Genomic DNA, 11894 nt, shown 5'->3' with positions numbered 1-11894 from the left:
CCAAGATGTACGACCCCACAGTCGCCCGGCTCACCTACCGGGCCCTGCTCGGCCGCCGCCGGGCCCTCATCCTGGGCGCGCTGCCCTTGCTGCTGATCGTGATCTCCGTGGCGGTCCGTGCCTTCACCGGCACCGACGACCAGGTGGCCGCCAACCTCCTGGGCGGGTTCGCGCTCGCCACCATGGTGCCGATCATCGGCGTCATCGCCGGTACGGGCGCGATCGGGCCGGAGATCGACGACGGCTCGGTGGTGTACCTGCTCGCCAAGCCGATCAAGCGGCCCACGATCATCTTCACCAAGCTGATCGTCGCGATCGCCGTGACCATGGCGTTCTCCGCGATCCCGACGTTCCTCGCCGGGATGATCCTCAACGGCAACGGTCAGCAGATCGCCGTCGCATACACCGTGGCCGCGCTGGTCGCCTCCATCGCGTACGCCGCCCTCTTCCTGCTGCTCGGCACGGTGACCCGGCACGCGGTGGTCTTCGGGCTCGTCTACGCCCTCGTCTGGGAGGCCCTCTTCGGGTCCCTCGTGTCCGGGGCGCGCACGCTCAGCGTTCAGCAGTGGTCGCTGGCCGTGGCCCACGAGGTCACGGGCGGGGACCTTGTCACCTCCGATGTGGGCCTTGCGACGGGCACGGTGCTGCTGATCGTGGTGACTGTGGCCGCTACATGGTTCGCGGGGCAGAAGTTGCGGTCGCTGACGCTGGCCGGCGAGGAGTAGGCACTCCGGGGAGTCGGGGCGGCCCCACGCGCGCGTACTTGCTGTTGGGGTGCACGCGCGTGGGGCCTCTTTTGATCTTGAGATCGGTTTTACGCGCGCAACGGCACACTTGTCCAAAGGGATGCACGGCAAGGAGGAACGGGGATGGCACGGCAGGCACCGCGAAGCGACGGTCAGGGGGAGTCCGAGGACAGCTGGGACGACCTCGTCCTGGACGAGGACTTCATACGGTCCGCAGAGACGGCCGAGCCGTCGGCACGCGCCCGTATGCTCGCGGCCCGCTGGCGCAATGGAGGTCCCGAACCGCAGCCCTGGCGGTCCGACGAACCGCCCGCGGGCTGGTTCTTCAGCAAGGCGCGACGACGCAGGTGGCGCCGCAACCGGTAGCCGCTCCCGGGCCTCCCGCCGCGGAGCGCACTTTTTATTCGGTGGCGCCCAACTCGGTACGGGCAGAGTAGTTATGTCCAGGTCGCCGGGTTTCCTCCGGCGCCGCATTCTGGGAGAGGAGCGCGACGATGCCCATCAGTAGCAGTCCGTCGAGCTCCCGACAGGGCAGCCCGCGGCGCACTCCGGAGTAGCTACCGCTCCGTCGAGTCCGCCCCGCACGGGGAGCTGCCCGGGGCGGCCGCTTCGAGCGCGCGTCTTGCGCGGGCCGCCCCTCCCGACGTTGCCGGAACGCTGTCGCTGTGACATGCCCAATACCAGGTCACAGCGGCAGCGTTGCGCGCTCAGCTCAGCAACCGCTCCAGCACCACCGCGATCCCGTCCTCTTCATTGGACAGGGTCATCTCGTCGGCGACCGCCTTGAGTTCTTCATGGGCGTTGGCCATGGCCACGCCGTGGGCGGACCAGCCGAACATCGGGATGTCGTTGGGCATGTCGCCGAACGCGATCGTCTCGGCCGCCTTGACGCCCAGACGGCGGGCCGCGAGCGAGAGCCCCGTGGCCTTGGAAAGACCGAGGGGGAGGATCTCGACGATGCCCTCGCCCGCCATGGTGACGGACACCAGACCACCCGCCGCCTGACGTGCCGCGTCCGCGAGTTCGTCGTCGGTCAGACGCGGGTGCTGGATGTACAGCTTCGTCAGCGGCTCGGCCCACAGTTCCGCGAGGTCGGTGAACGGGACGGCCTGCAGCAGTCCCTGGACCTGATAGCCGGGGCCGATCAGGACGTCGCCGTCGAGGCCGTCACGGCTCGCGGCCAGGGCCAGCGCGCCGACCTCCGCCTCGATCTTGGCGAGCGCCAGGCCGGCCAGCTGCCGGTCGAGAGTCAGCGTGGTGAGCAGCCGGTGCGCCCCCGCGTCGTACACCTGCGCGCCCTGAGCGCACACCGCGATCCCGTCGTACCCGAGTTCGTCCAGGATGTGGCGGGTCCACGGCACCGCCCGCCCAGTGACGACGATGTGCGCAGCGCCCGCCGCGGTGGCCGCGGCCAGCGCCTCACGTGTGCGCTCCGAGACCGTGTCGTCGGAGCGCAGCAGCGTTCCGTCGAGATCGGTCGCGACGAGTTTGTAGGGGAAGGCGGGAGCGGAGTCGCTCACTTGGCGGCCTTCGCGACCGGCTCCAGGATCTCCCGGCCACCCAGGAACGGCCGCAGCACCTCGGGCACGCGTACGGAGCCGTCGGCCTGCTGATGGTTCTCCAGGATTGCCACGATCGTGCGCGGTACGGCGCACAGCGTTCCGTTCAGCGTCGCGAGCGGCTTCACCTGCTTGCCGTCCCGCATACGGATCGCCAGACGGCGCGACTGGAACTCCGTGCAGTCCGAGGTCGACGTCAGCTCGCGGTACTTGCCCTGGGTCGGGATCCACGCCTCGCAGTCGAACTTACGGGCCGCCGAGGACCCCAGGTCCGCCGAAGCCACGTCGATCACCCGGAACGGCAGCTCCAGCGAGGTCAGCCACTGCTTCTCCCAGTCCAGCAGGCGCTGGTGCTCGGCCTGCGAGTCCGCCGGGTCGACGTACGAGAACATCTCGACCTTGTCGAACTGGTGCACCCGGAAGATGCCGCGCGTGTCCTTGCCATGCGAACCGGCCTCGCGGCGGAAGCACGGCGAGAAGCCCGCGTAGCGCAGCGGGAGGCGGTCGCCGTCGATGATCTCGTCCATGTGGTACGCGGCGAGCGCCACTTCGGAGGTGCCGACCAAGTACAGGTCGTCATTGTCCAGGTGGTACACGTCCTGCGCGGCCTGGCCGAGGAAGCCCGTGCCGGCCATGGCCTGCGGGCGGACCAGCGCCGGAGTCAGCATCGGCGTGAAGCCGGCGGCCGTGGCCTGCGCCATCGCCGCGTTCACCAGCGCGAGTTCCAGCAGGGCGCCCACGCCGGTGAGGAAGTAGAAGCGCGAGCCGGAGACCTTGGCGCCGCGCTCGACATCGATCGCGCCGAGCGTCGTACCGAGCTCCAGGTGGTCCTTCGGCTCGAAGCCCTCCGCCGCGAAATCACGGATCGTGCCGTGCGTCTCCAGGGTGACGAAGTCCTCCTCGCCGCCGACCGGGACGTCGGGGTGCACGAGGTTGCTCAGCTGGAGCAGCAGCTCCTGGGCCTCGGCCGCGGCCTCGTCCTTCGAGGCATCGGCAGCCTTGACGTCGGCGGCGAGCTGGCCCGCCTTCTTCAGGAGCTCGGCCTTCTCGTCGCCGGAAGCCTTGGGGATGAGCTTGCCGAGGGCCTTCTGCTCGGCGCGCAGCTCGTCGAAGCGGACGCCGGACGACCTGCGCCGCTCGTCGGCGGAGAGCAGGGCGTCGACGAGCGCGACGTCCTCTCCACGGGCGCGCTGCGACGCACGCACACGGTCGGGGTCCTCACGGAGCAGGCGAAGGTCAATCACCCCTCAAGGCTACCGGTGCGGTGTTCTGGCCCACGACCCGGTATTCCGATCTGTCGCTGCTGACCGCTATGCGGAAATTGATCAGCTCTGTCAACAAAAGAAGCGCAACTCCCCGGAATGGGATAGTCGGGATACCGCGAGTTGACCCGATTCCCTTGCGGGAAAAGAGATTTGGAGAGTGGGTTGTCCACAGGGGCTCACACCCTTCGAAGAGTTATCCACAGGCTGTGCGAAAGATCTGTGGACTTCGCAGGTGATCGACTCGAACGCGGCATGCCGGGACGAAAAACCCCCAAGCTTGACGCCCTCTCCGCCCACTTTTGGGTGGAAATGGTTCACTCCAAAGGGTTGACGGAGGGAAACGGGTGGACGAAGCACGACCTGCTGTGCTGTGGGCTCAGTTGGGGCCGTAGGGTGATTTGTCGACTGCATCACGCCCCGTTGTCGACTTGTCCCCAGGTCGAGAACAGGTCCTGTGGATAACTTCTGTGGATGAAGAAGAGCGGCTGGTAGGACCGGCTTGGACGGGCTAGAACCGGCCGTCCTGGCAGCGGGCCAGCCAGTCGGAGGCCGCCGCGAACTCGCCGTCGGACGTGCCCGCCCCCGGTGCGCGTACCTCCCTGGCGTCGACCTCGGCCCGCGGATAGGACCCGAGGAACCGCACCTGCGGACACCTCCGCTTGAGGCCCATCAGCGCCTCGCCCACCCGGCGGTCAGCGATATGACCCTCGGCGTCGATGGCGAAGCAGTAGTTGCCGATGCCCTCACCGGTCGGCCGGGACTGCAGCAGCATCAGGTTGACGCCGCGTACGGCGAACTCCTGGAGCAGTTCGAGCAGGGCGCCCGGGTGGTCGTCGCGCTGCCAGACGACCACGGACGTCTTGTCCGCGCCGGTCGGTGCCGCGGGCCGGGCGGGCTTGCCCACCAGCACGAACCGGGTCTGCGCGTTCTCCGCGTCGTGGATCCCGGTCTCCAGCGGCTCCAGGCCGTACCGCTGGGCCGCGAACTCACCTGCGAAGGCCGCGTCGTAGCGTCCCTCCTGCACCAGGCGCGCGCCGTCAGCGTTCGAGGCCGCCGACTCCCAGATCACGTCCGGGAGGTTGTTCTTCATCCAGATGCGCACCTGCGGCTGGGCGGCCGGGTGCGCGGTCACCGTCTTGATCTCCGAGAGCTTTGTGCCCGGCCTGACCAGCAGTGCGAAGGTGATCGAGAGCAGCACTTCGCGATAGATCATCAGCGGTTCGCCGGCGACCAGTTCGTCGAGCGTCGTGGTGATACCGCCCTCGACGGAGTTCTCGATCGGTACGAAAGCCGCCTCGGCCTCGCCGCCTCGGACTGCGTCGAGTGCGGCGGGTACGGACACCATCGGGACGAGTTCCCGGGTGGCGGTCTCCGGGAGTGTGCGCAGGGCGACTTCGGTGAAGGTGCCCTCGGGGCCGAGATACGCGTAGCTGGCTGGCATGGCTTCACCCTAATGCGCCGTAGGCAGCCAGGGCTCACGCCTCTGGCCCCGGCCGCCCCAGGCGGTTTTCTCACCCCTCCAGCAACCGTTGGCCCACGTACTCCCCCTCCGCCGCCCCGCCCGGCACCGCGAACAGTCCGCTTGCCTCGTGCCGGATGAACGCCGACAGCGCGTCTCCCCGGTCGAGCTTGCGTTGCACCGGTACGAAGCCGCGCAGCGGGTCGGCCTGCCAGCAGACGAAGAGCAGGCCCGCGTCCGGTACGCCGTCCGTGTCGAAGCCGTCGTGGAAGGAGAACGGCCGGCGCAGCATGGCGGCGCCGCCGTTCTGGTCGGGCCGCGTGATGCGCGCATGTGCGTTGATCGGGATGACGAGCTTGCCGGAGGCGTCTGTCTTCTCCAGCTTCGGCTCGGTGGTCTCGGTGCCGCCGGTCAGCGGTGCCCCGTCCGACTTGCGTCGCCCGATGACGTCCTCTTGGTCCTTGAGCGAGAGGTTCTCCCAGTCGTCGAGGAGCATGCGGATACGGCGTACGACGGCGTAGGAGCCCCCGGCCATCCACGGGGGCTCGCCCGAGTCGGGTACGAAGATCCGTTGGTCGAAGTCTGCTTCGGACGGCTTCGGATTGCGCGTGCCGTCGATCTGGCCCATCAGGTTGCGGGCCGTCATTGGCTGTGCGGTGGCGCCCGGAGAGCGGTTGAAGCCGTTCATCTGCCAGCGGATCCGGGCGGCGGAGCCGGCGTCCTTCTGGATCGCGCGCAGGGCGTGGTAGGCGACAAGGGCGTCGTTCGCGCCGATCTGCACCCACAGGTCGCCGTCGCTGCGCGCCTTGTCGAGGTGGTCCGAGGAGAAGTCGGGCAGCGGGTCGAGGGCGATGGGGCGCTGCTTCTCCAGTCCCGTACGGGCGAAGAAGCTGTGCCCGAAACCGAGGGTGACGGTCAGGGACGACGGGCCCGCGTCGCGAGCGACATCCGTGTCCTTGCTGTCGGCCGGTTCGCCCGTCATCAGCCGCTGGGCCGTGGCGGACCAGCGGCGCAGCAGCGCGGCGGCCTCCTTGCGGCCCGCGCCCGCCGCCAGGTCGAAGGCGACGAGGTGGCCGCGTGCTTGGAGGGCGGTGGTGATGCCGGGCTGATGTTTCCCGTGAAACATCACCTCGTCCGCGCCGAGCGAGCTGAGGGGCATGGCCCGGTCGGCGGAGGGCGCCGCGGCATAACCGGCGGCCCCGCCCGCCGCGCCGAGCGCGAGCCCGCTGGCACCGGCGGTACCGAGCAGCCGCCGCCGCGAAATGATCCCCTTGGGAGAGGTCTCCGGAGTGGACTGTTCAGCCATGGTGTCGTTCAGCCGATCTGCGCGTTCTTGTCGACGGTCACCTGGTCGATGTCGGAGGTTCGCACGGTGACTGCGATGTTCCAGTTGCCCGTCATGGGGATCTGCACCCCGCGCGCCGTCCAGTGCCCGGTGGCGATGCGGTCGGGGACCACGGGCAGGGGTCCGATGTCCTTCGCCTCGAGGGTAAGGGCGACCTTGACCTCGGGGATGTCGAAGGCCTTGCCGTTGGGCCGCTCTACGTAGACATGCATGTCGTTGCCGCCGACGCGGGCCGGGTCGAGTTCCAGCCGTGCGATGCCCTTGCCGTCCTGGCCGCCCGTGTCGAACGGCATCTCCAGGGACAGCGCTGCGGACTCCGGCTGTGAGGCGGCGGTGGCGGCCTTGGCGTCCTCCACCGTGCGACCGGGTTCGGTGGACGTCAGTACGGTTGTCACGGCGAGCACGACCACGGCGACACCCGCCTCGGCGAGCACCGAGCGGCGCAGCCCCGAGCGACGCGGATCGGCGTCGCGGGCGCGCTTCTCGCGTGCGGTGGCCACGGCGGCCCGCTGCCGGGCCAGTTGGGCCGCACGCTTGCTGTCCCCGCCGCCCACGTGTGCGGCGGCCGGTTCCTTCTCGTCCGTACGCTCCTCGGCGTCTTCAGTGTCTGCGGGGTCTTCGGTTTCCATCTCGGCTTCAGGAGCCGATGTCAGCCGGGCGGTCCAGCGCCGGGAGATCCACGCGACGCCGACGAGCACGGCCACCAGCCCGATCTTGACGAGGAGCAGCTGCCCGTACGACGTTCCGGTGAGCGCCGACCAGGAGCCGAGCTGCCGCCACGACTGGTAGATCCCGGTGGCGGCGAGGACGGCCACGCTGCCGAACGCGACGCCGGAGAAGCGGCGTACGGCGGACGAGTCGATCGACGGCGCGCGGTAGAGCGCCACCAGGAGCGCCGACAGGCCACCCAGCCAGGCGGCGACGGCCAGCAGATGCAGGACGTCCACGGGCATCGCGATCCCGGTCTGGATGCCGGTCGAGGCGTGCTCGGCAAGCGCCCAGGTTCCGGCCAGGCCCGCCGCCACGACGGACCCGCCGATGGCCAGTCCGAAGGTGAGGTCCTGCTTCTCCTTCTCGTCCTCGCGCTTCTCGAAGGCCCCGAAGAGTACGGCGATGAACAGCGCGCCCGCGGCGAGCAGCAGCAACCGCGAGACCAGCGCCGCGCCCGTCTTGGTCTGCAGCACCTGGCTGAGCAGACTCAGGTCGAAGATGTCCCCGACCTTCCCGGAGCCGGCGTAGGAGCCGCGCAACAGCAACATGGCGAGCGTGGCCGCGGTGAGAGCGAGCCACCCGGAGACCACAAGCCGCTGCATCGGCCGCACGCCGGCACCGCGCTGCCAGCAGGCGAGCACGAAGGCCGCGCCGCCGACGAAGAGTACGAATCCCGCGTACGCCACATAGCGTGCGAAACCGTAGAGCCCGCCCACGACTCCGCCGCCCGCCTCCTGGTCCGACAGCGAGACGGTGGTCTTCGAGGGCGCACCCACGGAGAAGGTGAAGGCCCCCGAGACGGGGTGGCTGTCCGCCGACACCACCTGGTAGGTGACGGTGAACGTGCCGTCGGGCAGGCCCTCGTGCAGATTCACGGCGTACGTGTTGCTGCCCAGGTCGGTGGTCTTGCCCGTGTCGACCTGCTTGCCCTTCGGGTCGAGGACGCGCACCGAGCCGTCGGACATCGCGACCTTCTCGGAGAAGGTCAGCGACACCTGGGAGGGCGCCTGGTCGACCACCGCTCCCTGCTGCGGGTCGCTCCCGGTCAGCGCGGCGTGTGCCGAGACGGGTGCGGCCTGGGCGAACAGCGCGCCGGTGACGGCGAGGAACAGCAACAACAGGAGCCGTACGCGGGGAGCGATGGCCTGCCTCACGGTGATCCCTCCCTCAGTGATGCGAACTCGAGGACGTCGACGACGACTTCGAGGACGTGGGCTGGTACGTGACGGACTTCACCGGCATCTCGACCGTGATCGGGTCGGTCTTGGTGAAGCGCAGCTCCACGGACACCGTCTCGCCCTCCTTGGGCCTGCGCTTCAGCTTCTCGAACATCAGGTGGTTGCCGCCGCTTCCGAGGACGAGCCGGCCGCCCGCGGGGATCTCCAGCGAGCTGGCCTCCTTCATCTTCTGACCGGACGTTTCATGGACGGTGACGTCTTCGGCGATGTCGCTGGTGGCGGAGACGAGGTCGTCGGAGCTGTCGCTCTTATTGACGACGGTCAGGTAACCGGCCGCCAGGGAGTCCGTGACCGGCTGGCGCATGTAGGCGGACTGGACCGACAGGTCGGGTGCCGCGTCGCCACCGTCGGCCGAACCGCCGCAGCCCGTAAGGGCCAGACAGCCTGCCATGAGGACGGCCGGCGCGATGGGACGCCTCACGGTGTCTGCCCCTTGATCAGCTTGGGGAGGTCCTTGGTGTAGTCGTCGACGGTGGCGTCCTCCCCGTACAGCACATAGCCCGCGTCGGTCTTCGGTGAGAAAGCGACGACCTGGGTGCCGTGCATCGAGGTGACCTTGCCGTCCTTGTCCTTCGTCGGCGGCTCTATGGAGATGCCGAGCTGCCGGGCGCCCCCCTGGATCGTGGAGAAGGAGCCGGTGAGGCCGACGACGGCGGGGTCGATGCCCTTGAGCCACTTGCCGAGCTCGGAGGACGTGTCCCGCTCCGGGTCGGTGGTGACGAACACGATGCGGAGCTTGTCCTGCTCGGCCTTGGGCAGCTGCTTCTTGGCGACGGCGATGTTGTTCATCGTCAGCGGGCAGACGTCGGGGCAGTTGGTGTAGCCGAAGTAGATCAGCGTCGGCTGCCCCTGGGTCTCCTTGCGGAGGTCGTACGGCTTGCCCTGGGTGTCATTGAGGACGAGGTCCGGCTTCTCGAACGGCTTGTCGAGGACCGTCGCGGCCTTCTGTGAGCCGGTCTCGGCGGAAACCTCGGCTACCGGCGAGCTGTCGCTGTTGTCGCTGCTGCCGCAGGCGGTCAGGGTCAGTGCGGTCGCGGCGACCAGGGCGGCGGCGAACGTCTTCTTGCGCATAGAAAAATGTCCCAGATGTGAGAGCTGCGGCCCACAGCGGGGTCGTACGGCGATGTACGACCCCGAGGGCACGCAACTGAGGTGTGTTGGTCCTCAGGCGTCGGAACGCCGACGGCTGGCCAGAACGCCGTATGCGACGCCCGCCACACCGACGACGATGCCCACGATGCCCAGGACGCGGGCTGTGGTGTCGCTGGTGTCGGAGGAGGCGGCGGCCTGCTCGGTCGACTCGTTGACGACGGCTTCGGCGTCACCGGAGTCGGTGTCGGAGGCGGCCGAGCCGTGGTGGCCGTCCTCGGCGGCGGACAGCGCGAGCACCGGCGCCGGCGCCTCGGGCTCCTCCTGACCCTCCTGCGGGACCTCGATCCAGCGCACGACCTCCTTGTTGGAGTACGTCTGGAGCGCCTTGAACACCAGCTCGTCGGTGTTCTCGGGCAGCGCACCGATGGACAGCGGGAACTTCTGGAAGTAGCCGGGCTCGATGCCCTTGCCGTCGGCGGTCCAGGTGACCTTGCTGACGGCCTCGTCGATCTTCTCGCCGTGCAGTTCGACGGGCTTGGCGAGCTTGGACTTGGTGACCTGGATCTTCCAGCCGTCGACGGGCGCCGGCATGACGGAGGCGAGCGGGTGCTCGGTCGGGAAGTTCACTTCGAGCTTGGTGGTCGAGGCGTCGTCGCGCTCGTTCGGCACCTTGAAGTTGACCGTCGCGTATCCGCCCTTGGCGGCCGTGCCTTCCGGATTCACGGTGACGTGCGCGTAGGCCGGGGCGGACAGAACGAGGACGGCCGACGCGGCGAGTACACCGGCGGCGATATAGGAGGCCTTCATGGCAGGGAGCACTCCACTTTCGACAGTGGTTCGTTGAAAGAACGGGGTTGCGCATGCGAAAAGACGGGCAGGCGCGTGCCGCATGACGGCACCCCTAGGAGTGGTGGTGCGTCGCGTCAGGCGGCGAGGAGGAGGTCCGCGTCCGACGGCGGCCCGCGTCTGATCACCGAGTGCTGGAGAACGGTCGCACGCGGGACCGGCGGCCCGGGCTGAGTGGCGCGCGCTGCGCACATCGCCGCCTCGGGCGTACTCGGAAGTCCCGCCAACAGGACCCGTACGAGCGCGAGTGCCCGGCGCAGCGCGCGGACCGGGCCCTCGCCGTGCGCCGACAGCTGCATCAGGCGCCGCAGCGCGCGGTCCCCGTGGCGCAGCAGCCACCCGGCGGCGACGCCCGCGAGAACGTGGCCGAGCAGCATGGGCAGGGAGGGCAGCACCGACATCGAGGGGTCCCCGGCGGCCGTGACGGCCTCCGCGGAGTGTTGGTGCGCCAGGCGCCCCGCGCCGGTGCTCGCACCGGCCCCTGTACCTGTCCCCGGGTCGATTCCCGCGTTGATGAGGATCCGCTGGGCCTGCGCTGGGCTGATTGCCGCGACGGACGTGCCGCACACGAGTCGCGCGGCCCGCGCCACGAGCGAGGCGTCCACGCTCCCGGGCTGCACAGCCGTGGCGTGTTGCCCGAGCCCGAAGAGGGTGTGCAGCACGGTCTGTGCGACCGTCAGCAGCGCGGCGATGCCCGGCAGCGAGCGCTCACGCCCGGCGAGCGGCGCCGCGACGGCGAAGACGGCGAGAAATCCGGTCCCCAGCGACCACAGGGGAATGCCCTCGCAGGAGGCGACCGCGTGCCCGGCCCCGGCCAGCACGACGCAGACCGCGGCGAACATCGCGGCCCTCGGAACCCGGAGATCACCTCCGGTGCGTGCACGTAGTCGGGGGGCACTCATTGCGGGCTCATCATCGCACTGGGCCCACCCGCTCCATACGGCAGGTCCGCAAGGTTCCGTACGGCCCGGAAGATCACGTTCTGGCGGGAGGTGCCCGCATCTACACCGATCGCAGCCGGCGGAACATCCGCCGTATGGGCGGCATCACGTCAATCTCGCGCTTACAGTCCGCCCCTTGGGGGCAATACGTAACGGTATGTCGAGCCGCGGCCAGGAGGCTGGAGCATGAGCATCTGGTGGTCCCTCCATCTCCGGCGCGAAGCCGCGAGCATCCCGCTCGCCCGACGTCTCCTGATGGGCACCATGGAGACAGCAGGGGTGGATCCGGATATCTCGTACGACCTCTCCGTCGCCCTGAGCGAGGCCTGCGCCAATGCCGTCGAGCATGGCGGCGAATCCGCCGCAGGGCGGTCGGCCGAGGCCTTCCGGGTCACCGCCTATCTCGATGGCGAGAAGTGCCGCATCGAAGTGACCGATTCCGGCCCGGGCTTTCCCACTGGCCGCAGGCGCGCCCCCCTCCGTCCCGCGCCCAGCGACGCCGAGCACGGCCGGGGCCTGTGCCTGATCGAGGAGCTCGCCGACCACGTCCAGATCGGCAACAAGCCGGGGCGAGGCGGCGCGGTGGTCAGCTTCGACAAGATCCTCAAGTGGAGGAAGGACACTCCGCTCGTGGCGGTGTAGTGCTGCTGAGGGTGAGGCCGGGCCGCTGTTTCACGTGAAACAGCGGCCCG

At 69.3% G+C, this 11894-nt stretch carries 12 protein-coding genes; 3 read left to right on the top strand and 9 right to left on the bottom strand.

The window, feature by feature from the left end; genetic code table 11:
• Positions 1-5 precede the first annotated feature (5 nt).
• Positions 6-725, top strand: coding sequence for an ABC transporter permease subunit (locus ACGFNK_RS26190; protein WP_393419711.1), 720 nt, complete (start codon positions 6-8; stop codon positions 723-725).
• 144 nt (positions 726-869) lie between these two features.
• Positions 870-1112, top strand: coding sequence for a hypothetical protein (locus ACGFNK_RS26185; protein ID WP_393419709.1), 243 nt, complete (start codon positions 870-872; stop codon positions 1110-1112).
• 341 nt (positions 1113-1453) lie between these two features.
• Here the strand turns inward: ACGFNK_RS26185 and ACGFNK_RS26180 are convergent, their stop codons facing one another.
• The 9 genes from ACGFNK_RS26180 to ACGFNK_RS26140 all read right to left on the bottom strand — a co-directional run bounded on the left by ACGFNK_RS26180 (position 1454) and on the right by ACGFNK_RS26140 (position 11163).
• On the bottom strand, positions 1454-2266 hold the full coding sequence (locus tag ACGFNK_RS26180) for an HAD family hydrolase (protein ID WP_393419707.1): 813 nt from the start codon (positions 2264-2266) through the stop codon (positions 1454-1456).
• Complete coding sequence (gene serS, locus ACGFNK_RS26175) at positions 2263-3549, bottom strand: serine--tRNA ligase (RefSeq protein ID WP_393419705.1); 1287 nt, start codon at positions 3547-3549, stop codon at positions 2263-2265. Before serS ends, ACGFNK_RS26180 begins: the two co-directional genes overlap by 4 nt.
• Before the next feature lie 529 nt (positions 3550-4078).
• Positions 4079-5011 (bottom strand): prephenate dehydratase, encoded by a 933-nt coding sequence (gene pheA / locus ACGFNK_RS26170; protein WP_386340224.1) that lies wholly within the window; start codon positions 5009-5011, stop codon positions 4079-4081.
• 70 nt (positions 5012-5081) lie between these two features.
• Entirely contained in the window at positions 5082-6335 is a 1254-nt protein-coding gene (efeB, locus tag ACGFNK_RS26165; protein ID WP_393419703.1) for an iron uptake transporter deferrochelatase/peroxidase subunit, read from the bottom strand.
• 8 nt (positions 6336-6343) lie between these two features.
• Positions 6344-8239 carry a copper resistance CopC/CopD family protein gene (locus ACGFNK_RS26160; RefSeq protein ID WP_393419701.1) on the bottom strand — a complete coding sequence of 632 codons (1896 nt, stop codon included), beginning with the start codon at positions 8237-8239 and terminating at the stop codon, positions 6344-6346.
• Positions 8240-8252: 13 nt separating this feature from the next.
• Positions 8253-8744, bottom strand: coding sequence for a copper chaperone PCu(A)C (locus tag ACGFNK_RS26155; protein WP_393419699.1), 492 nt, complete (start codon positions 8742-8744; stop codon positions 8253-8255).
• A complete protein-coding gene (locus ACGFNK_RS26150) occupies positions 8741-9394 on the bottom strand; it encodes an SCO family protein (protein ID WP_393419697.1) in 654 nt (217 codons plus the stop codon). Before ACGFNK_RS26150 ends, ACGFNK_RS26155 begins: the two co-directional genes overlap by 4 nt.
• A gap of 93 nt (positions 9395-9487) precedes the next feature.
• Positions 9488-10222, bottom strand: a complete 735-nt coding sequence (locus ACGFNK_RS26145) for a YcnI family protein (RefSeq protein WP_393419695.1) — start codon at positions 10220-10222, stop codon at positions 9488-9490.
• A 116-nt stretch (positions 10223-10338) separates the two neighbouring features.
• Positions 10339-11163, bottom strand: coding sequence for a hypothetical protein (locus ACGFNK_RS26140; RefSeq protein WP_393419693.1), 825 nt, complete (start codon positions 11161-11163; stop codon positions 10339-10341).
• A gap of 225 nt (positions 11164-11388) precedes the next feature.
• On the opposite strand from ACGFNK_RS26140, the gene ACGFNK_RS26135 reads away from it, so the two are divergent.
• Positions 11389-11844, top strand: coding sequence for an ATP-binding protein (locus ACGFNK_RS26135; RefSeq protein WP_393419691.1), 456 nt, complete (start codon positions 11389-11391; stop codon positions 11842-11844).
• Positions 11845-11894 lie beyond the last annotated feature (50 nt).

This window comes from Streptomyces sp. NPDC048825, assembly GCF_043198355.1.
In the GTDB taxonomy this organism is placed as follows: domain Bacteria; phylum Actinomycetota; class Actinomycetes; order Streptomycetales; family Streptomycetaceae; genus Streptomyces; species Streptomyces xiangluensis.
The sequence above is the reverse complement of the archived record's forward strand: the minus strand, read 5'-3'. Positions and strand labels throughout refer to the sequence as shown.